18 protein-coding genes and 1 riboswitch are annotated in these 19,012 nt (G+C 60.4%); of the genes, 8 read left to right on the top strand and 10 right to left on the bottom strand.

Features of this window, described 5'->3' with window-relative positions:
* Positions 1 to 22: 22 nt before the first annotated feature.
* The 4 genes from HX899_RS04205 to HX899_RS04220 form a co-directional block, all read right to left on the bottom strand.
* On the bottom strand, positions 23 to 814 hold the full coding sequence (locus HX899_RS04205) for an amino acid ABC transporter ATP-binding protein (RefSeq protein ID WP_138334657.1): 792 nt from the start codon (positions 812 to 814) through the stop codon (positions 23 to 25).
* A complete protein-coding gene (locus tag HX899_RS04210; protein ID WP_181291687.1) occupies positions 811 to 1,479 on the bottom strand; it encodes an amino acid ABC transporter permease in 669 nt (222 codons plus the stop codon). The genes HX899_RS04205 and HX899_RS04210 overlap by 4 nt, the downstream gene beginning before the upstream one ends.
* Positions 1,476 to 2,117: an amino acid ABC transporter permease gene (locus HX899_RS04215; protein WP_138334659.1), complete on the bottom strand. Its 642-nt coding sequence runs from the start codon at positions 2,115 to 2,117 to the stop codon at positions 1,476 to 1,478. The genes HX899_RS04210 and HX899_RS04215 overlap by 4 nt, the downstream gene beginning before the upstream one ends.
* 98 nt (positions 2,118 to 2,215) lie before the next feature.
* Complete coding sequence (locus tag HX899_RS04220; protein WP_181291688.1) at positions 2,216 to 3,043, bottom strand: transporter substrate-binding domain-containing protein; 828 nt, start codon at positions 3,041 to 3,043, stop codon at positions 2,216 to 2,218.
* Between the two features lie 227 nt (positions 3,044 to 3,270).
* On the opposite strand from HX899_RS04220, the gene hutC reads away from it, so the two are divergent.
* From hutC to HX899_RS04240, 4 genes are all read left to right on the top strand, one after another.
* Positions 3,271 to 3,978 carry a histidine utilization repressor gene (gene hutC, locus HX899_RS04225; RefSeq protein ID WP_138390108.1) on the top strand — a complete coding sequence of 236 codons (708 nt, stop codon included), beginning with the start codon at positions 3,271 to 3,273 and terminating at the stop codon, positions 3,976 to 3,978.
* Between the two features lie 30 nt (positions 3,979 to 4,008).
* Entirely contained in the window at positions 4,009 to 4,947 is a 939-nt protein-coding gene (locus HX899_RS04230; RefSeq protein WP_171600074.1) for a LysR substrate-binding domain-containing protein, read from the top strand.
* Between the two features lie 113 nt (positions 4,948 to 5,060).
* A complete protein-coding gene (locus HX899_RS04235) occupies positions 5,061 to 6,416 on the top strand; it encodes an LLM class flavin-dependent oxidoreductase (RefSeq protein ID WP_181291689.1) in 1,356 nt (451 codons plus the stop codon).
* Positions 6,413 to 6,952 (top strand): flavin reductase family protein, encoded by a 540-nt coding sequence (locus HX899_RS04240; RefSeq protein ID WP_171600072.1) that lies wholly within the window; start codon positions 6,413 to 6,415, stop codon positions 6,950 to 6,952. Before HX899_RS04235 ends, HX899_RS04240 begins: the two co-directional genes overlap by 4 nt.
* On the opposite strand, the gene HX899_RS04245 is transcribed toward HX899_RS04240, so the two are convergent.
* Positions 6,929 to 8,092, bottom strand: a complete 1,164-nt coding sequence (locus HX899_RS04245; protein WP_181291690.1) for an aminotransferase — start codon at positions 8,090 to 8,092, stop codon at positions 6,929 to 6,931. The genes HX899_RS04240 and HX899_RS04245 overlap by 24 nt on opposite strands.
* Positions 8,093 to 8,187: 95 nt before the next feature.
* Here HX899_RS04245 and speB point away from each other — a divergent pair, with 95 nt between their 5' ends.
* Entirely contained in the window at positions 8,188 to 9,243 is a 1,056-nt protein-coding gene (gene speB, locus HX899_RS04250; RefSeq protein WP_181291691.1) for an agmatinase, read from the top strand.
* Between the two features lie 79 nt (positions 9,244 to 9,322).
* Here speB and HX899_RS04255 read toward each other — a convergent pair whose 3' ends face one another.
* Together HX899_RS04255 and HX899_RS04260 are read right to left on the bottom strand one after the other, a co-directional pair.
* Positions 9,323 to 9,907: a cysteine hydrolase family protein gene (locus tag HX899_RS04255; protein ID WP_138390113.1), complete on the bottom strand. Its 585-nt coding sequence runs from the start codon at positions 9,905 to 9,907 to the stop codon at positions 9,323 to 9,325.
* An 80-nt stretch (positions 9,908 to 9,987) separates the two neighbouring features.
* Positions 9,988 to 12,381, bottom strand: a complete 2,394-nt coding sequence (locus HX899_RS04260; protein ID WP_138334668.1) for a bifunctional diguanylate cyclase/phosphodiesterase — start codon at positions 12,379 to 12,381, stop codon at positions 9,988 to 9,990.
* A gap of 105 nt (positions 12,382 to 12,486) precedes the next feature.
* Here HX899_RS04260 and HX899_RS04265 point away from each other — a divergent pair, with 105 nt between their 5' ends.
* A complete protein-coding gene (locus tag HX899_RS04265) occupies positions 12,487 to 13,290 on the top strand; it encodes a transporter substrate-binding domain-containing protein (protein WP_138334669.1) in 804 nt (267 codons plus the stop codon).
* Between the two features lie 79 nt (positions 13,291 to 13,369).
* Here the strand turns inward: HX899_RS04265 and fdhA are convergent, their stop codons facing one another.
* A complete protein-coding gene (fdhA, locus tag HX899_RS04270) occupies positions 13,370 to 14,560 on the bottom strand; it encodes a formaldehyde dehydrogenase, glutathione-independent (RefSeq protein WP_020047878.1) in 1,191 nt (396 codons plus the stop codon).
* A gap of 219 nt (positions 14,561 to 14,779) precedes the next feature.
* Positions 14,780 to 14,980: riboswitch (cobalamin riboswitch) on the bottom strand.
* 161 nt (positions 14,981 to 15,141) lie between these two features.
* Entirely contained in the window at positions 15,142 to 16,047 is a 906-nt protein-coding gene (locus tag HX899_RS35545; protein ID WP_181291692.1) for a DMT family transporter, read from the bottom strand.
* Between the two features lie 112 nt (positions 16,048 to 16,159).
* Here HX899_RS35545 and HX899_RS04280 point away from each other — a divergent pair, with 112 nt between their 5' ends.
* On the top strand, positions 16,160 to 17,035 hold the full coding sequence (locus HX899_RS04280) for a LysR substrate-binding domain-containing protein (protein WP_138334671.1): 876 nt from the start codon (positions 16,160 to 16,162) through the stop codon (positions 17,033 to 17,035).
* Here the strand turns inward: HX899_RS04280 and HX899_RS04285 are convergent.
* Entirely contained in the window at positions 17,010 to 18,008 is a 999-nt protein-coding gene (locus HX899_RS04285; protein ID WP_181291693.1) for a GlxA family transcriptional regulator, read from the bottom strand. The two genes, HX899_RS04280 and HX899_RS04285, sit on opposite strands and share 26 nt — an antisense overlap.
* Before the next feature lie 100 nt (positions 18,009 to 18,108).
* Here HX899_RS04285 and HX899_RS04290 point away from each other — a divergent pair, with 100 nt between their 5' ends.
* Entirely contained in the window at positions 18,109 to 19,011 is a 903-nt protein-coding gene (locus HX899_RS04290) for a 3-keto-5-aminohexanoate cleavage protein (RefSeq protein WP_138334673.1), read from the top strand.
* The last annotated feature ends 1 nt before the right edge of the window (position 19,012 follow it).

Raw genomic sequence — 19,012 nt, forward strand, 5'->3', positions numbered from 1 at the left:
ACGATCCGGAAGGACATGAGCTTCACAGCAGCATCGAGGCTCCACGATCGATATAGGTATCCAGAAATTGCTCGAGCCGGGGGTTTCTCGGTCGTTTGAAGACGTCCTGCGGCGGGCCGGTGAACAGCACCTTGCCGTGATCGAGAAAGACGATCTGCTGGCCGACCGTTGCGGCAAATCCGATCTCGTGGGAGACGACGACCATCGTCATGCCCTCGGCGGCGAGATCGCGCATGACGTTCAGCACTTCGCCGGTTAGCTCAGGATCGAGTGACGAAGTCGGCTCGTCAAAGAGCATGATCTTCGGGTTGAGAGCAAGCGCCCGGGCGATGGCAACGCGCTGCTGCTGCCCTCCCGAGAGCTGCGACGGATAGTGCCCTGCCCTGCCCTCGAGGCCGACCTTGACGAGCTGGGCCATTGCCCGCTCCTCGGCATCCCTACGGCTCATCTTGTGAACGGTCTTCAGCGCTTCGCTGACATTGCCGAGCGCCGTCATATGCGGCCAGAGATTGAACTGCTGAAAAACCATGCCGATCTGCGATCGAATTTGCCGGTTCACTGCGGCCGGCACTCGCTCACGGATGCCCTTGGCGTTTTCCGCAAAGCCAAGCACCTCGCCGTTGACGGTGATCGTCCCCTTGGTCGATTCCTCGAGAAAGGCCATGCAGCGCAGCAGCGTACTTTTGCCGGAACCCGACGGGCCGATGACGCAGGAAACCTGCCCCTGAACGATATCGAGGTCGATGCCGTGCAGCACGGTGGAGCCGCCGAAGGTCTTGACGAGATTTTTGACTGCGATCGCAGGAACGCTCATATGTTGAAAAACCTGAATCTGGTGAGTTTCGTTTCGGCGAGATGGCCGAGCCAACCGGTGATTTCGACCAAGGCCCAGTAGAATAGGGCGAGCACGAAGAGCGCCTCGACGAAAGCATATTGCTGCGAGCCGATGGCGCTCAGTGTCGCCGTCAACTCCGGCACGGTAATGATGGACAGCACGGCCGTCTCCTTCATCAGGATGATCGTCATGTTGACCGAAGGCGGCAAGACCAGCATGGTCATCTCCGGCAGCAATATGCGTCGGAGGATCTGCCCTTGTGTCAGGCCAACGCATATCCCGGCCTCGATATGTCCCTTTGGGACGGCGGCAAAGCCCGAGCGGAATATCTCACTGAAATAAGCCGCGCCGTAGATGGAAAGGCCGATGACGCCTGCCGGGATCGGATCGAGCGACAATCCGACGAATGGCCCGCCGTAGTAGACGAGAAATATCTGAATCAGGAACGGCGTGCCGCGGAGCACCGCGATGACAATGCCGAACGCCTTGTCCAGGATGACGCCGCCAAAACGTCTGGCAACGGCGACAAGGAAGCCGAGCACGGCAGCGGCCGGGGTGGTGATGATCCAGATGACGATGGTGACCCATGCACCGCTGAGGATTTCCGGTAAGTTGCTGAAGATCACATTGATGTCGAAGGTCATCGCGGCACTCCTGGCAGGGAGCGTTCGATCAGGCCGCCCGCAAGGGCAACGATCCAATTGATGACGAGATAGATCAGGCCGGCGGAAGCGAAAATCTCGAGCGGCAGGAAGGTGCTGCCGGCAAGGTCCTGGGCCATGCGCGTCAACTCGATGACCCCGACGACCGAGACCAGCGAAGACGCCTTCAGGATAAGGATCGCTTCGTTGACGAGCGCCGGAAAGGTCAGGCGCAGGGCGATCGGCGCCTTGATACGGCGGAAGATCTGAACGGGTGTCATGCCGACCATTTCGGCAGACTCGACAAGGCCTGCGGGAACGCTGGAAAAACCGCCGCGCAGATTTTCAGCCTGATAGGCTGCAGTACATAGCGAAAGACCAATGATGGCCGCAACGATGCTGGGCACGTTGAGGCCGATCGCCGGCAGCAGGTTATAGATCAGCAGCAGTTGCACCAGCAGCGGCACGCCGCGAAAGAAACTGATGAAAATCCGCGCCTGCAGCGCGAGGAGCCGTTGCCGCGACAGCAGCATGGCGGAAACAATGACGGCGATCGCAAAGCCGATCAGGATAGAAACCACGCTGATCGTCACCGTGTAGATCGCGGCTTGCAGAAGCAGTTCGAAAAGCTTGATGGACATGGGCGGTGTTAGCCTGGGCGCTGCGGCCGTGAACTCTGATGCCACGGCAGATTGCGCCCCGACCACTGGCGGGGCGCGTTCGTTTCACCGGCAGCTAATCAGAATGCCGGGTCCTTGACAGCATCGGGCGTATCAAAAGATGCACCGAACCACTTCTTCTGCAGCTCAGCCATGCGTCCATCTGCCTTGATCTTGAGCATCGCGGCATCGATCGCATCCATCAGCGGGGCGTGATCGGCATCCTTGAGACCGATGAAGCCGAAGTAGGACTTCTTGCCGAATGGCGGCAGGACGACTTCGAACGTGCCCTTTCGCTGGCTGGCGACGAAGGCGATATTCGGCAGCGAGTTGGCAACGCCGGCAATGCGCCCGGCTGCGAGATCGGCGTAGGATTCGGTAAAAGCCGGATATTCGCGCACGTCGACCTTGGTCGGCAGCGTCTCGGAGAATTCCTTCAGCTGGTCGAGCTGAGCAGTTGCCTTGCCGACGCCGATCTTCTTGCCGGCAATATCTTCCGGCTTGCTGATCGTCGCATCGCCAGCCTTCTTCAGGATCGCAATCGTCGCTTCGGCGATCGGCGGCGTGAAGCGATAGCGCTCCAAGCGCTTCTTGGTGATCGTTGCAGGACCCGCGACGACATCGAACTTGCCGGCCTCGAGCGCCGGAAAGACACCATCCAAGGGAAGAGCTACCCACTCGATCTTGACGCCGAGTTCCTTGCCGATCTCGGCAAAGAGCTCGACGTTCAAGCCGGTATGTTCACCGGCATCGATATAGTCGAACGGTGCGAAAGCCGTTTCGGTGCCAACCTTGAGGGTGCCGGCTGCCTTGACGGTTGCCAGCGTGTCGGCGGCATGGGCGGAAACGGCTGCTCCGATGAGGAACGCAGCGCCGACCAGACCCTTCAGCAGTGAATGTGCCTTCATGATCATCTCTCCAGTTTTTATTCCCCGGGCGGGGGAGTTTTGGTTCCCGACTTCGATTTCCTCTGCGCGGATTTCTATGCTCCGCTTTTGACTATACAAATAGATATAGGCTGGCCTAGAGTGTCAATGTAAAAGACGAGGAACGCAAAATTTGTGCCGGATGGCGTCGATCTCGCTGGCATGACCGTTGCGGATTCATGGTCGCTGACGCCGGATGAGGTACGGGCTTGGTGTCGATTTATCAGCGCATTTTCACGGATATCGAAACGAAGATCATCAGCGGTGATTGGCGGCCGGGTGACCGTATTCCCGTCGAGCACGAACTGGTAGCGGAATATCGATGCTCGCGCATGACGGTCAGCAAGGCGCTGTCGGCGCTGGCCGAGCGTGGCATGATCGTCAGACGGCGCAAGACCGGTTCGTTCGTCGCATCGCCCCAGATCGACCGCACGGTGATGGATATCCAGGATATCAGCACCGAAGCGGAACTGGCCGGGCACGAGCACCGCTTCGAAATCCTCGCCCGCAAGATCGAGCGCCTTGGAGAGGCGGAGGCGCAGCAGCTGTCGGAGCCTGCCGACGCAGAGGTCCTCAGGCTTCAATGCCTGCATATCGTCGACGGCAGACCGAATGCCATCGAGCGACGGATCATCATGCTCGATGCTGTGCCACGGGCGAGAGAGGAGAGCTTTGCTTCAATTCCGCCCGGCAAATGGCTGCTTGAGCAGGTGCCCTGGTCCAAAGCCAAACATGTCATTCGTGCCGTCTCGGCCGATACCGTGACGGCCCGAATCCTGCAGACGGAGAGGGGCGAGGCCTGCCTTAGCCTCATCCGCCAGACCTGGCAGAACGGCCGCACGGTGACATATGTCGAGTTTACCCATCCAGGCGACCGGTTCCAGTTTGCGGGGACGTTTCATCCGGCAGCAAATTGAGTTCGACGCCAATCACGAGAGGCTCCGCAAGTGACCGATGAGCGCTTCAAGACGATCCCCCTGAAGGGCTTGCAGGCCTTCGAGGCGGTGGGGCGCTGCGGCGGCGTGACGGCCGCGGCACTGGAACTCAACGTTTCGCCGGGAGCAATCAGCCAGCAGGTTCACAAAATCGAAAGCTTCCTTGGCGTTTCGCTTCTCGAGCGTAGCGGACGAACCGTCGAGCTGACTGCCTGGGGCCGGCTCTACCACCAGGAGATATCGAAGGGATTTGAGCAATTCGCGCTCGCCGGGCAATTGCTGGAAAAGGCGCGCAATGAGACAGCATTGGTTCTCAGTGCGCTTTCCTCCGTCGTCAACAAATGGATCGGCAGGCGCATCTTCGACTGGCAGGCGCTTCATCCCGACGTGCAGGTGAGGATCATCGGACGCGACAGAGAGCCCCGCATCGGCTTCGACGATATCGATTTCCGCGTGAGCTACGGGTCGGACGTGCTGCAGCACGAACATTATACCGAACTGTTTCGCGATTGGGTGGTGCCTGCCTGTTCGCCGGCGCTGATGCAGGATCGCGCGCATGCGGTTCGCGATCTCTTCGAACAGCCCCTCCTCCATGTCGAGTGGGAACGGCACTTCACCCCCTACCCCAGCTGGGCGGAGTTTGCCGCCAAGGCCGGTGTCTCCTTCGACGCGTCAACGCCAGGCCTTTCCTTCACCCTGTCGAGCAGTGCTATTGACGCGGCCGTTAACAAGCGCGGCGTCGTGCTCGCACAAATGTCGATGATATCGGATGAGCTCGAGGCGCAAACGCTCGTCATTCCCGTCGACCTGCGCATTGCACTGCGCGAAAGCTATTTTCTCGCATGGGATCGGGCGGCCTTGCAGAAGCCCCACGGGCGCGAATTCCGCGATTGGCTCGTCGCTATTTCCCGTCAGCAAGCCCTGGCGTCCGCGCCTAAGCCGATACTTTAGAAAAACTAAAACGGAACCTAGCTGCGCGATATTGATGAAAATTTGCGCCTGGCGATAATTTGCGCAGTCGCCCTCCACCGTTGGCGGCGTGGCTGACATAGCAGGAGAGCTCGATGGCGCGAACTGACAAGATGAAACTCGGGACTTTCGTCTATACGTTCGGCTTTCATCCTGCCTCCTGGCTGCATCCGGCAAGCGACGTCAATGGCGCCAACGACTTCGCTCATCTGCTCGATGTTGCCAAACGATCCGAGGCGGCCAAATTCGATTTCATGTTCATGGCGGATTCTCCTGCCGCCGCCGTCGGCGATCCGAAAGCGCTTTCCCGCATTCCGACCAAGATGAACCGTTTCGAACCGCTCTCGCTGCTTTCGGCTCTGGCGGTCACCACCAACGATCTCGGTCTCGTGGCGACGGTCTCGACGAGTTATTACGAGCCATACAATGTCGCGCGCCTGTTCGCCTCGATCGACCATCTGAGCAACGGCCGCGTCTGCTGGAATGTCGTCACGTCAGACCACGACGAAACCGGCTACAACTTCAATCGCGAAGGGCTCGACCCGCATGCGTTGCGTTACGAGCGCGGCAACGAGTTCGTCGACGTCGTGTTCGGCCTTTGGGACAGCTTCGAGGAAGGCGCACTGCTTCTCGACCGTGAAAACGGTGTCTACTATGACAAGGACAAGCACCACACGCTCAATCACAAAGGCAAGCACTTCCAGGTTCGCGGTCCCCTCAACATCGCGCGAACGCCCCAGGGCCGCCCGGTCATCGCCCAGGCGGGCGGTTCGGAACCCGGAATGGACATGGCGGCGCGCACGGCCGAGATCGTCTTCAGCCTCGCATCGAATATCGAACGGAACCGGGCCTTTTACGAAAACGTCAAGCGCCGGATGCCGGCCCATGGGCGCGATCCGGACGACCTGAAAATCATGCCGGGCATCGTGATCAACGTCGGTGAAACCGAAGCCGAGGCAAAGGCGAAGGTGGATTATCTGATCGATAAGATGCATCCGGATGTCGGTCGGCTGATGCTCTCCGAATTCCTCGAGGCGGACCTGCGCGATGTCGCTCTCGACAAGCCCTTCCCCATGGATCGGCTGCCGGCGGCGCCAAAGGGATCACGTGCCTTGTTCGACGAGCTGGTCGACTTCGTCAGAAGCGGCCGCACCGTCGGCGAACTCATCCGGCACTATGCCGAGAAGCATACCGGAAATGGCATGACAGGCACGCCGGCCCAGATTGCCGACTTCATGGAGGAATGGTTCGAGACGCGCGCCGCCGACGGCTTCATCCTGATGTTTCCGACCTTGCCGTCCAGCCTCGACGACTTCGTGCGGCTTGTTCTGCCCGAGCTTCGACGTCGCGGACTGTTCCGCGAGGAATACGAGGGCAAGACCTTGCGCGAAAACCTGGGTCTTTCAATGCCTGTCAACCGCTTTGCCAAAACGAAAGAGCACGCCCGATGAGTGTCGAGGCTTTGATCAGCGAAGCCGACTTCAAGCTTTCGATGCGTCATCTGGCGGGTGCCGTCAGCGTGATTACGGTCGGCGATGGGCAACACCGCACCGGCTTCACGGCAACGTCGGTCTCCTCGCTTTCGGCAGAGCTGCCGTCCGTCATCGTCAGCGTCAACCGAGCGTCTTCCTCGTGGCCGGCGCTCCAGCGGTACGGCTGCTTCTGTGTCAACGTGCTCGCCGCCGACCAGCAGCAGGTGGCGCAATCCTTTGCCGGTCTTGACGGACGAAAGGGCGCCGAACGCTACAGCGGTGCGGGGTGGTATCGCCTCAAGACCGGCGCGGCGGTCCTTGAAAACGCCCTGACGGTCCTGGACTGCAAGCTCGAAACCGCATTCCACTACAATTCCCATGCCGTTTTGGTCGGACATGTCTGCGCAATGGAAGTCCGGCAGGGCATAGGGCCGCTGGTTTACTGGCGCGGCGGCTTTCATGAACTTCCGGCGGAGGTTGACCAAAACGGTCTAGCGAAGGCGCTCGGACAATAGCCCAATCGAGGCGACATCAGCATTGGCAAAGGCAAGTCTGAGGTATCGCTCTTGGCCCTCGCCGAAATAAGCGCCGGGTAGACAAACGATGCCGGATTCCTTGGCGAGTTTTTCGGCAACCTCGGAAGACGATTTATCGGCGTGGGGATGGCGGACAAAAGCGAAATAGGCGCCGATCGCTCCGATCTCCCAATCCGGCAGCCCGGAAAAGACCAACCTCAAAGCGTCCGCCCGGCGAGCAATCTCCAGCCGATTACCGGCCCGCCAATCGGCGAGCGCCGGGATCGCCGATGCAACGGCGACCTGCGCCGACCGCGGTGCGCAGATCTGCATATTGTCCATCACCTTGGCGATCTCGGCGATGAGTTTAGGCCCTGCCGTGATTGCACCCAGCCTGTGACCGGGAATGCAGAAGGATTTCGAGAAGCTGTAGAGAAGAACGAGCGTGTCTTCCCAGCCCGGCTCTGAGAGGAGTGCGTGCGGCCGTCTGTAATCCTCGCCGAGGAAATCGCGATAGGTTTCATCGAGGATCAGCCAGGCGCCATATTTCCGGCAGAGCACAAAAAGCTCATGCAGCAGGCTCGGCGGATACACGGCCCCGGTGGGATTGTTGGGTGTGACGACGGCAAGCATCTTCGCGCCGGCGGCAAGGGCAGCCTCGGCTGAACCCGGATCGGGAAGAAAGCCGCTGGCGGGGTCGCAATCGACCAACCGGCGCTCGATCCCAAGCATCGATAGCGTCGTGTCGTAGTTGAAATAGAAGGGATTGGTCAGTGCCACCGTATCGCCCGCGCCCGCAAGCGCGATCGCCGTACACATGAACGCCTGATTGCAGCCGGCGGTAATGTGGATATTACCGGCGGAAAGGTCGGCGCCGTAAAGCTCGGCAAGATGAGCCGCGTAGGCCTTGCGCAATAAAGGTTCACCTTCGATCGGCCCGTAACCCGTCATGGCCTGTTGCCCAGCCGCTTCGCCCAGAAGCCGCAGCATCTCCGGATGCGCGGGATAGCCGGGAACGGCTTGCGAGAGGTCGATGAGCGGTCCTTTTTCTCCTTTATATTCGCGGCTCCAGGCGACGACGGAAGGAATGGGGGGAGCAGAGAGGCGGGCAACGAGGGTATTGGGTTTTGCAGCGATCATGTCGATTTCTCTTTGATACCGATTGCTACAACGATACCAATTGCTTTCTCAACCTCTTTGTCTGGCGAGACGGACCTGAAGCGGAGACACGGCGCATGGTGTGGGACAAAACGCGGCTCGAACAGCTGCGCGCAGAATTTGCAGACGCCAATGGCGGCGAGATATTCGATGAGAAGTTTCGGAAAGTGGCGGAGAAGATCATCTCCAAGAGCGGCACGAGACTGGCGCCCTATGCCGGAGTGCCGACATTCCTCAGCGCACCCTACATGCAGGTCGCAGCCGATGATCCGGACTTCGGCAACCTCCAGGTTGCAATCACCGGGATCCCCATGGATCTTGGCGTCACCAATCGTCCAGGCTCGCGTTTCGGACCGAGAGCACTTCGCGCCATCGAAAGGATCGGCCCGTATAATCACGTTCTCGCTACGGCGCCGGTCTTCGATCTTCGGGTCGCCGATATCGGCGATATCCAGTTCCAAAGCCGTTACCGGCTGGAACTCAGCCATGATGACATCGAAAAGCGCATCGGCCAGATCGTCGACGCCGGGGTTGCCCCGCTTTCCGTCGGGGGCGATCATTCCATCAGCCACCCGATTTTGAAGGCAATCGGTCGGCAGCAACCGGTCGGCCTCATTCATATTGATGCCCATTGCGATACGAGCGGCGCTTTCGATCAGACGAAGTTTCATCACGGCGGGCCGTTCCGTAATGCGGTGCTGGATGGCGTGCTCGATCCGACACGGACGATCCAGATTGGCATCCGTGGTTCGGCGGAATATTTGTGGGAATTCTCCTATGCCTCGGGAATGACCGTGATCCACGCAGAGGACATCAGCGGAATGGGGATTCCTGCCGTCATTGCCAAGGCAAAATCCATCGTCGGCGACGGCCCGACCTACCTTTCCTTCGACGTCGACAGCCTCGATCCGAGCTTTGCGCCCGGCACGGGCACGCCCGAGGTCGGTGGATTGACCACGCGTGAAGTCCTTGAACTGATACGCGGGCTGAAAGGGATAAACCTGGTGGGGGGTGATGTCGTCGAAGTGGCTCCGCAATATGACGCAACGACCAACACGGCGCACGCCGCGGCACAAGTGCTCTTTGAGATTCTGAGCCTCATGGTGTTTAGTCCCTCGATCGGCAAACGCTAAGGCCGACCTCTCGGTCATCTCCATGTCATTCGTGGCGATGAGCAGTATTGCTGCGAAGGCTGTATCGCCACACCAGGCTCTAGCCAACGCCCCTCAAAAATTCCTCGGTCTCCATGAGTTCGAGCTGCACGGAGAACCGATCGTGCAGAAGTTCCAGTGACGCGTCATGCGTATCGTCGGCGCCGCTGCACACGGCGTCTCTTAGGACGATGACACGATAGGCGAGATCGATCGCGCCGAGCGTCGTGGCAAGCACGCAGACATCCGTTTCACCGCCCGTTATCACAAGCGTATCGACCCGCTCCGACTGAAGGATCGGATAAAGGCGGCCGTCGATCCAAGGGGAATAGGTGCGTTTGTCGAAATGCCTTGCCGGCGGAACCAGCGATGCCAGCGATGAAGAGAGATCGATGAGGCCGCGCGGCAGATGTTCGCCCGTCATCATCCACCATTTCCGGTAATAATCCCGCCATTTCCCCGGCATGTCATCCGCACGCTCGGGTGGCAGGAAGCGGGTAAAGATCGTTCGGGACGGATGCCGCCCGGCCAGCTCTTCGATCTGGGGAGAGATCCGTGCCATCCAGGGAACGTGCCACGGCGTGTCTTCGGCAAACATCCGCTGCATGTCGACGCAAAGGTGCCGCCACTCCCCAACCTCGCCCATCAGATCCTCCATCCGGTCTTCGGGCGTCAACCGCGACGCGGGGCGAAAGTTCCTCTAACCTACGGAAGATCCGAAGCCTCTCACGCGACGGCGCCTCGGGCGGTCGTGAGTAACCCAGTGGCACTCTCAACTTTCCGGAAACTGTCAAGGTCGCCAAGAGGAACGGGTTTGGAGAAGAAGTAGCCTTGGAGGTCGGTGCAGCCGAGGGCGGCCAGAAAGTCGCGTTGATATTCGGTTTCGACCCCTTCAGCCGTCGTCGAGATACCGAGGTTGCGGCTGAGCGCGACGATGGCACCGATGATTGCCGCCCCGTTGGCTTTGGTGCCGAGCTGTGAGACGAACGAACGATCGATCTTGATGCGGTCGATATCGAAGCGCACCAGATGGCTGAGGCATGAAAAGCCGGTTCCGAAATCATCCAGCGAAACCTGAACACCCCGGCTGCGTAGCGACTTCAGCACCGTATAAACGTCCGAGTTGTCTTCGATGAGCGAGGACTCGGTGAGCTCGAGCTCAAGCCGGGACGGCTGCAGGCCGCTCTCCTCAAGCACGGCGAAGACTTCCTCGGCGAAATTTGGTCTTCTCAACTGGGCGGGAGACACATTGACCGCAACGAATGTGTCTTCCGGCCATTTGCAGGCGGCTCTGCAGGCCTCGCGCAAGACCCAGAAACCGAGAGCGTCGATGAGGCCGCCCTCCTCGGCGACAGGGATGAAGCTGGCAGGCGTCAAGAGCCCGCGCTGGCTGTGACGCCAGCGCACCAAGGCCTCCGCGCCCGACGCCGCGTATCCTGCCTCAGCGCGATGCACCGTTTGGTAATAGACCTCGAGCGATCCGAAGTCCGGCCTGTTCACAATCGGATCGGATTGCGGACCGTCGGCGGATGAGGCCGTGTCTTTGGCCAGAACTTCCCGCAATTCGTTCTTGAGAATGTCGCGCGCATTTCTGCCGCCATCCATGGACGGTGAATAGAGACGCCACTGGCCCCTGCCCCCCATCTTTGCCTCGTACAGCGCGACGTCGGCGTAGCGCATGATGTCATCGGCATTCCGCCCGGCATTCGGCACGACTGTCACGCCGATCGAGCCGCCGACGCGCGCGACCGCCTCGCCCCTCAAAAGCGGGAAGGGTTTGCCGAGTTCGGCAACGATCGCTTCGCATATTGCCGGCAAAACATGGTCATGATCTTTGATGTCCCGGAGAAGCAGGGCGAATTCGTCCCCTCCGAGCCGGGCAAGCGTGTCGCCCGGACGAAGCTGGGAGCGGATCCGCTCCGCAGCCATCCTGATGAGTTCATCGCCGGCGGCATGGCCGAACGTGTCGTTCACCGCTTTGAAGCGGTCGAGGTCGAGAAGCGCGACTGCCGAGCGTTCTGTCGAATTCTGCGTCTCGGCAAGGCACTCGTCGAACCTCATCGCGAACAAAGCGCGGTTGGGAAGATCGGTCAGCACATCATGCAAGGCAAGCTGCCTTGCATGCAGCTCGCTTCTCTTCAGCTCGCCGAGACTGCTTCGCAGGCGCACCAGCAAGACCGAGAACAGGATCGCGATCACCAAGGCGGCAATCGAAAGCGCCGGCATCAATCGGCCGATCACCCTTGAACCTGGAAGATCGGGCCGCCATACGATGAAGCCGATCGGTTCGCCGTTTGCCGTGGCGTCGATCTGGAACGCAACCTCGTTTTCGTCTGCATCGGCCGTGCGCGCGAAGCGCGCGCCGTTGAGGCCCTGCTCCCGGCTCAATTCGTCCAGCGCCGCACCATCGATAAAGCGCACGACGATCAAGAATTGCCGCATCGGCTGCTGCTGTCCCCCGCCAGTCTCGTTAATGGCGACGACGCCCACGATGGTCGGCCGGCCCTCCAACCGCATCAGATTGGCCAGAGCACGGTTGGAACGCGCGGCGTTGGCAAGGCGGGCTTCCATTGAGGATGGCGTTCGTTCGTTCAAAGCCGTGCTTCGCCTGACGCCAAAGCGGGCATCCTTAAGGAGAGGCAAAAAGAGAGGCTTCATCCAGCGGTACCGCTTCTCCGTTTGGGCGTCCGCCAGCATGAGCAGTTGAGCCTTTTCGTCGACGACAAAGGCCTGATCGTAGCCGAACGCAGACATCGCCGTCTGGCTGATCGCACTCCCGGCTGCCGCCGTCAAAACGGCATCGAGGCTGGAGGAGCCTTCGGTCGGCAGGGCGGCAGGATAGACACGTGCGAGGTAACCATTGCCGAACTGGCCGATAACATGCGCGACTTGATCGACCTGTTCGCGCAGGCGGGCATTCACAAGCTGGCGCTGTCGATCAAGGGCTGCAGCGTCGCTCTCGGTTCCTGCCCAGAGCGCCGAAAGCACGACAAGTCCGATCGCTCCAAGCCCGCTAACGGCAATAAGAAACAGAATTCTTCCCGAAGCGATCCAGGATTGCTGAAACGTGTTGGAGCTGGAAGGAAGAACGATGTGCAAGCGTAGACCCCTGAACACCACGACGCGGGCGCATTCGTCGACGCTAACAAAGAAGCGTTCACGTAGAATTAAAAGCTGTGAGCCACTATGGCGCGAGATCGACTATGCCCTAAGGAGCTCCCGACGATGTTGCGCATATCCATTCAGACTATAGTGCGCGGAGCGCTGATGGCGGGCGGGATCGGTATCTTTTTGGCGGCCTCGCCGCTCGAGGTGGCTGCGCAAGATCGCACGCCGATGAGAATTGCCGTCGAAGGTGCGTTTCCGCCCTTCAACTATCTCGATGCAAATAACAAGCTTCAGGGCTTCGACATCGATATTGCCAATGCTCTCTGCGAGGTTGGCAAGTTCGAATGCCAATTTATCATCGAGAAGTGGGACGACATCATCCCCGATCTCGTTGCCGACAAATACGACGCGATCATCTCATCCATGTCGATGAGCCTCGAGCGGCGTCAAAAGGTTGCCTTCACTGAAAAATACTACAACAGCCCGTCGGTGTTCATCGCCCGGAAGGATTCGTCAATCAGCGATGTCAGCCCCGCCGCCCTCAGCGACAAAATTCTTGGGGTGACATCGTCGACGGCGCAGGAATCCTATGCCAACCATCTCTATCCAGAAATGAAAAGGACGGTTTTTCGGTCTTCGCCGGAATTGTACAAGGGCCTGGCAGATGGGAGCGTCGACATTATCCTCGAGGATAAACTCGCCATCTACGACTGGATTGCCAACACCAAGGCAGGGGGCTGCTGCGAGTTCAAAGGGCCGGATCTGATCGACGTCACATATTTCGGTGAAGGTGCCGGGATCGCGCTGCGCCTGGATGACAAGGAGCGTCTGACGCGCCTGAACGAAGCGTTGAAGAGCATCAAGGCGGACGGGACCTATGACATGATCAACGCAAAATATTTCCCGTTCAGCATCCAGTAGTTCGCCGGCCAACTTTCGAGAATGCGGGATGGTCGGGTTTTCCGCCCGACCATCCCTACCAAGTCCTTCGGTCGTATCGCTATGCGGCTTTCGCGACCTCTCCGTGCGGATCGAGGACATATTTCGTCGCCGCTCCCTGGTCGAAGCTCTCATATCCATTGGCGGCATCGTCGAGCGGGATGACCTTGGCGTTGACGATATCGGCAATTGGCAGTCGGTCGTGGAGGATCGCCTGCATGAGTTGACGATTGTATTTGATCACCGGAGTCTGGCCGGTGTGGAAGGACTGTGCCTTGGCCCATCCGAGGCCGAAGCGGAGCGAAAGATTGCCGTGTTTGGCGGCGTTGTCGACGGCGCCCGGATCCTCGGTGACATAGAGGCCGGGAATGCCGATCGAACCCGCGGCTCGGGTAATCTCCATCATCTGATTGAGCACGATCGCCGGCTGTTCCCCGCCCGAGTGGCCGCGTGCCTCGAAGCCGACCGCATCAATGGCGCTGTCCACCTCGTTGGTGCCGACGACCTGCGCGATCATGTCGCCAAGACGGTCGCTCTTCGACAGGTCGATCGGTTCGAAACCGACCTTTGCCGCATGCGCCAGACGGTCCTTGTTGAAATCACCGATCATCACGACAGCAGCGCCGAGAATGCGAGCCGAAGCCGCAGCGGCAAGGCCGACCGGGCCGGCGCCGGCGACATAGACGGTCGAGCCGACCCCAACGCCTGCACGCACCGCGCCATGGAAGCCGGTGGGCAGAATGTCGGAGAGCATAGTGAGATCGCGGATCTTCGCCATTGCCTTGTCCCGATCGGGGATTTTCAACAGGTTGAAATCTGCATAGGGGATAGTGACGTAGCGCGCCTGTCCGCCGATCCAGCCGCCCATGTCGACATAACCGTAAGCACCGCCGGCGCGGGCCGGGTTGACCGTCAGGCAGACACCGGTATCCTGAGACTTGCAGCAGCGGCAACGGCCGCAGGCGACATTGAAAGGCACCGAGACGATATCGCCGATGTCGAGCATCTCGACGTCGATGCCTTTCTCGATGATCTCGCCAGTGATTTCATGACCGAGGACCAGGCCCGGCATCGCCGTCGTGCGGCCGCGGACCATGTGTTGATCGGAGCCGCAGATATTGGTCGATATCACCTTCAGGATGACGCCGTGTTCGATGCGGCGGCCGTCGGGCGCTTCCAGCTTCGGATCGTCGATGTCGCGCACTTCGACCTTGCCAGGACGGAGATAGACGACGCCTCTATTTTTGCTCATGGATTCCTCCCACTTGTTTGAATGCCTCGATCTGCAACCGATGCAGTCGATGGCAACCTTCCCTCCGGCCTGCCTCCTCTGCAGCCCGGTGTCCACAACACGAGGATACCGCCGCATCGGGCGATATTCGGATTTTCAAAACGGCAGATTGGGTGGAGAAGAGGATGAACGCCACGGTTTTCGCCTGTGGTTCCGCTCGTGACCGTCTGTCCGCAATCCGTCGATTTGCTGTGCAAGAGCTGGTTTCCGGCTCCAGAATCTCCTTTCGATCCATCACGATATCTTTCCGGATGTCTATCCGGCGATTTCCTTGAGGATTTCAGTTCTTCTACCGCTGCGGGGCAGCGCCGGCGTCAGGCCGGCGTCCCAATGGTCCATTTCGCCAGTTTGCGAGATAGCGCCTTGAACACCACTAACAAACCATGCCTGACGGACAACAGCGATCAAGAAAACGACATGGGCGCAACTCAAAGACGACAGTCGGCAAAGTCGCAATAGCGCTGCGCAGCGGAAATAATTGATCCCGCGAATACGGCGGTTTTCCGGATCGTCCCGGAAGATTTGATCGCCGCCTAAAGGCTTTAGGCGCGATGCGGTCGCCGGCTGCGGCTGACGTCGATGGCCGTGTGCCAGAGCACGGCGCCGAGGATGATCGCGCCGCCGAAAAAGGTAGCGACGGGCGGTTGCTCGGCAAACAACAGCCAGACCCAGAACGGCGTGAGTACGATTTCCATCGTGCCGATCAGCGCGGCTTCAGCCGGCGGCATCCGCTTCGCCCCGGCAAGGAAGAGCACCAGCGCCAGGGAGAAATTGGTCGCGCCGAAGGCGGCAAGAACGATCCAATTGTGCAGGTCGAGCGAGCCGACCGAACCGAACGGGGCAAAGATGGCCAGCGTCAGGAAGGCGCTGACGACGGTCGGCGGCAGGCTCGGCACGCCGGGATTGATGCGCGGAATGATGATGACCAGCGCGAAGGACGCCGTCATGCCGAGCGCCAGCAGATCGCCCACGCCGGTCCCTCCGCCGATCGACGAGGCGACGATGACGGCCACGCCGAGGAGCGAGATGCCGCCGGCAATCAGCGTCCGCCTGGAGACCCTCTCCCTAAGGATGACCCAGCCGAGCATGGCCGCGATGAAGGGCGCGGTCGCATAGATCATCGTCACATTGGCGACGGTGGTCATATAGAGCGCCCCGATGAAGCATACCTGACTGAAAGTCTGGCATGCGATCATCGCAAGACCGGACGGATGGAAGACGGATCGCCATTGCTGCCGTGAAATGCCCCCTTCGAGGAAAAGGCAGGGGATCAGCAGGAACAGGCCACCGAACAACGATCGCCAGGCGATCGCCGTCCACACATCGGTCGTCAGGAGTCGCGAATAGACGCCGCTCGCGCTCCAGGCAAGTGTCGCGGCAACGATGAGAAGCACACCCTTCTCGTGCTCGCTGCCTGCGAGGCGTCTGGCCGGATTTTCAATTGTCACGCAGATATTCTCAAAGAAGGAAGTCGAACGCGGCTCATTTGTGCGTCAAGAATTGACATCAGACAAACGAATAGTAGAGATAGCTGTCATCGATTTTTTAAATGGCTGTCTCATGCACGAACCGATTGAGAGCGACCTGCTCAGAACTTTCCTGGTCGTTGCCGAGACGTCGAATTTCTCCGCAGCCGCCCAGCGCATCGGGCGGACGCAATCGGCCGTCAGCAGCCAGATCAAGAGGCTCGAAGAGACGATCGGCGAAACCCTGTTCGATCGGGGCGCCCGCGGCGTGCTGCTCACGCGCCCGGGCCTGCAACTCGTACCCTATGCCCGCCGGATCATCGATCTGTTGAGCGAGGCCGCCGCGACGATCCGCAGCAAGCCGCTGGACGGACCGGTGCGCATCGGAATTCCCGAGGAATACAGCCAGACGGTGCTGCCGGCAGCCCTTGCGGCTTTCGCTGTACGCCACCCGGCCGTCGAGGTCACCGTGTCCTGCGACTACACAGTCCGCAACCTCGCCGCCCTCGAGCGGGATGAGCTCGATCTGGCCGTCGTTTTCGACTGGAGCGATGAGACGAAAGGCGAGGTCATCTGCATTGATCCCACAGTCTGGGTCACATCGATGGTCCACCGGCTGCACGACATCGATCCCCTGCCGATTGCGACCTATCGCAACTCCACCTGGTCACGCGATTTTGCGCTCCGGTCGCTGGAGCAAATCGGCCGCAACTATCGGATCGCCTTCATCGCCGATACCGGCTCGGGGCTGAAGAATGCCGTCACCGCAGGCCTTGCCGTCACCACGCTTTCCCGCAGCAGCATTCCGCCCGGCTGCCGGGAACTCACCGCTGAAGACGGTTTCCCGCCGGTTGATTCCTCCAAAGTCGTGCTCCGCCGGAGCACTTACCGTTCCAGCGAGGCCGTTCGGGAACTTGCCGAAATGATACGGGACGCGTTCCAGCCTATGCCCGCATCTCCGATGGCGTGACGCGGCGGCGCAGGCGACGCCGGGTTTCGGACGGGCTCTCGGAAAAACTCGCCCTGTAGCTTCTCGCAAAGGCGGAGGCCGAATTGAAGCCGGTCGCCGCTGCGATGTCGGCGAAAGAGGCTGTCGTCTCGATCACCTTGCGGCGTGCCGCGTTCAGGCGCAGCGCGAGATAGTGCACATGCGGCGGCGCGCCGATGCTCTGCTGGAAGAGATCCTGCAGATGCCGGGCGCTGATGCCTACCCTGCGGGCCAGCCGCGTGAGAATCAGAGCCTGCTCGATATGCTCCTCCATCAGCCGCACCGCCTGCGCCACGCGGGGATCGTGCATGCGCAGACCAGCCGAGGCTGCGGAAAGCTGCTCATCGGCATGGAAGGAAGGCTGCTCGTAACGGAACAGCCGGCTGACCTCGAGCGCCAGCGAATAACCCTGCCGTTGCCTGATCACCTCCAGCATCAGGTCGACGGTCGGAAGCGAACCTGAGGTCGTCAGCCGCTTGCCGTCGATGACGAAACGATCCTTGACGGCCCGCACCTCAGGATAGGCCAACGCAAAATCCTCGTAGTCCTCCCAGTGGACGGTCGCCGGCAGCCCGTCGAGCAGGCTGGCTTCGGCCAGCAGCCATGTGCCGGACTCGATGCCGGCAATCACCGTGCGATAGCGGGCGGCCTGGGAGAGCTGCATCTTGAGCGCCGGCGTAGCACTTCGGCGCCAGTTGTAGCTGGCAAGCACGAACAGCGGCGTATCCTCGGTCGTCGCCTTGAAAGCGCCTTGCGCGGGCACGGCAATATTGCTGGTGGTCGGGACCGGTGCTCCGTCCGGGGTGAGCAGCCGCCAACGATAGAGCTCACTGCCGGAAATGCGATTGGCGCCGCGCAGCGGCTCGATGACCGAGGCGATCAGGATCAGGTTCGCGTCCGGTAGGACGAGAAGGTCGATATCGAGCCGTTCCGTCGATCGCTGCAGCAAGGCCATCTCCCTCGGGTTCCGATAATGTATCGATTGCTTCCGAAATTGCAACGCATTGCCATCCATCCTGTCGCGTAATGCGGACAAGACGAGGGAGAACAAAAACATGCCTCTTGCGATGAACCGCGATGTTTTCATCACCTGTGCCGTCACCGGCGCCGGCGACACGGTTTCCAGATCCAGCCACGTGCCGATCACTCCCAAGCAGATCGCCGAATCCGCCATCGACGCGGCAAAGGCCGGTGCGGCGGTCGTTCACTGCCATGTCCGCGATCCGGAAACGGGTGCCGCCAGCCGGCGCAACGATCTCTACAGGGAAGTCACCGACCGCATCCGCTCGGCCGATGTCGATGTCGTCCTCAATCTCACTGCCGGCATGGGCGGGGACCTGATCTTCGGGGATGTCGAAAGCCCCCTTCCCCTCAATCCTAAGGGCACGGATATGGCGGGCGCCACCGAGCGCGTCAGCCATGTCGCCGAATGCCTGCCTGAGATCTGCACGCTCGACTGCGGCACGATGAATTTCAACCTCGGCGACTACGTCATGACCAACACGCCGGCCATGCTGCGGGCGATGGCGAAGAAGATGACCGATCTCGGTGTGCGCCCCGAGATCGAGGCCTTCGACACCGGCCATCTCTGGTTTGCCAAGCAGCTTGCCGAGGAAGGCCTGATCGAAGACCCGGTGCTGATCCAGCTCTGCATGGGTATTCCATGGGGCGCGCCCGACGATCTCAATACCTTCATGGCGATGGTCAACAACGTGCCTGAGAGTTGGACCTTCTCGGCCTTTTCGATCGGTCGTAATGCCATGGCCTATCCGGCAGCCGCCGTTCTGGCGGGCGGCAACGTGCGCGTCGGCCTGGAGGACAACCTCTTCGTCGGCAAGGGCCAGCTCGCCACCAATGCTCAGCTCGTCGAAAAGGCCGTGCAGGTGGTCGAGGGCATGGGTGCCCGGATCATCGGTCCGGAAGACGTTCGCAAGAAACTCAAACTGACGAAGCGCTGAG

The sequence above is a fragment of the Rhizobium sp. WYCCWR 11146 genome, assembly GCF_013591995.1.
In the GTDB taxonomy this organism is placed as follows: Bacteria; Pseudomonadota; Alphaproteobacteria; order Rhizobiales; family Rhizobiaceae; genus Rhizobium; species Rhizobium indicum.

Coding starts and splice junctions, on each gene's coding strand:
- fdhA (WP_020047878.1), bottom strand. CDS start 14,560: ATGAGCAAAAATAGAGGCGTCGTCTATCTCCGTCCTGGCAAGGTCGAA.
- HX899_RS04205 (WP_138334657.1), bottom strand. CDS start 814: ATGAGCGTTCCTGCGATCGCAGTCAAAAATCTCGTCAAGACCTTCGGC.
- HX899_RS04290 (WP_138334673.1), top strand. CDS start 18,109: ATGCCTCTTGCGATGAACCGCGATGTTTTCATCACCTGTGCCGTCACC.
- HX899_RS04255 (WP_138390113.1), bottom strand. CDS start 9,907: ATGGGCGAGGTTGGGGAGTGGCGGCACCTTTGCGTCGACATGCAGCGG.
- HX899_RS04215 (WP_138334659.1), bottom strand. CDS start 2,117: ATGTCCATCAAGCTTTTCGAACTGCTTCTGCAAGCCGCGATCTACACG.
- HX899_RS04235 (WP_181291689.1), top strand. CDS start 5,061: ATGGCGCGAACTGACAAGATGAAACTCGGGACTTTCGTCTATACGTTC.
- HX899_RS04265 (WP_138334669.1), top strand. CDS start 12,487: ATGTTGCGCATATCCATTCAGACTATAGTGCGCGGAGCGCTGATGGCG.
- HX899_RS04220 (WP_181291688.1), bottom strand. CDS start 3,043: ATGAAGGCACATTCACTGCTGAAGGGTCTGGTCGGCGCTGCGTTCCTC.
- HX899_RS04240 (WP_171600072.1), top strand. CDS start 6,413: ATGAGTGTCGAGGCTTTGATCAGCGAAGCCGACTTCAAGCTTTCGATG.
- HX899_RS04245 (WP_181291690.1), bottom strand. CDS start 8,092: ATGATCGCTGCAAAACCCAATACCCTCGTTGCCCGCCTCTCTGCTCCC.
- HX899_RS04280 (WP_138334671.1), top strand. CDS start 16,160: ATGCACGAACCGATTGAGAGCGACCTGCTCAGAACTTTCCTGGTCGTT.
- HX899_RS04210 (WP_181291687.1), bottom strand. CDS start 1,479: ATGACCTTCGACATCAATGTGATCTTCAGCAACTTACCGGAAATCCTC.
- HX899_RS04285 (WP_181291693.1), bottom strand. CDS start 18,008: ATGGCCTTGCTGCAGCGATCGACGGAACGGCTCGATATCGACCTTCTC.
- speB (WP_181291691.1), top strand. CDS start 8,188: ATGGTGTGGGACAAAACGCGGCTCGAACAGCTGCGCGCAGAATTTGCA.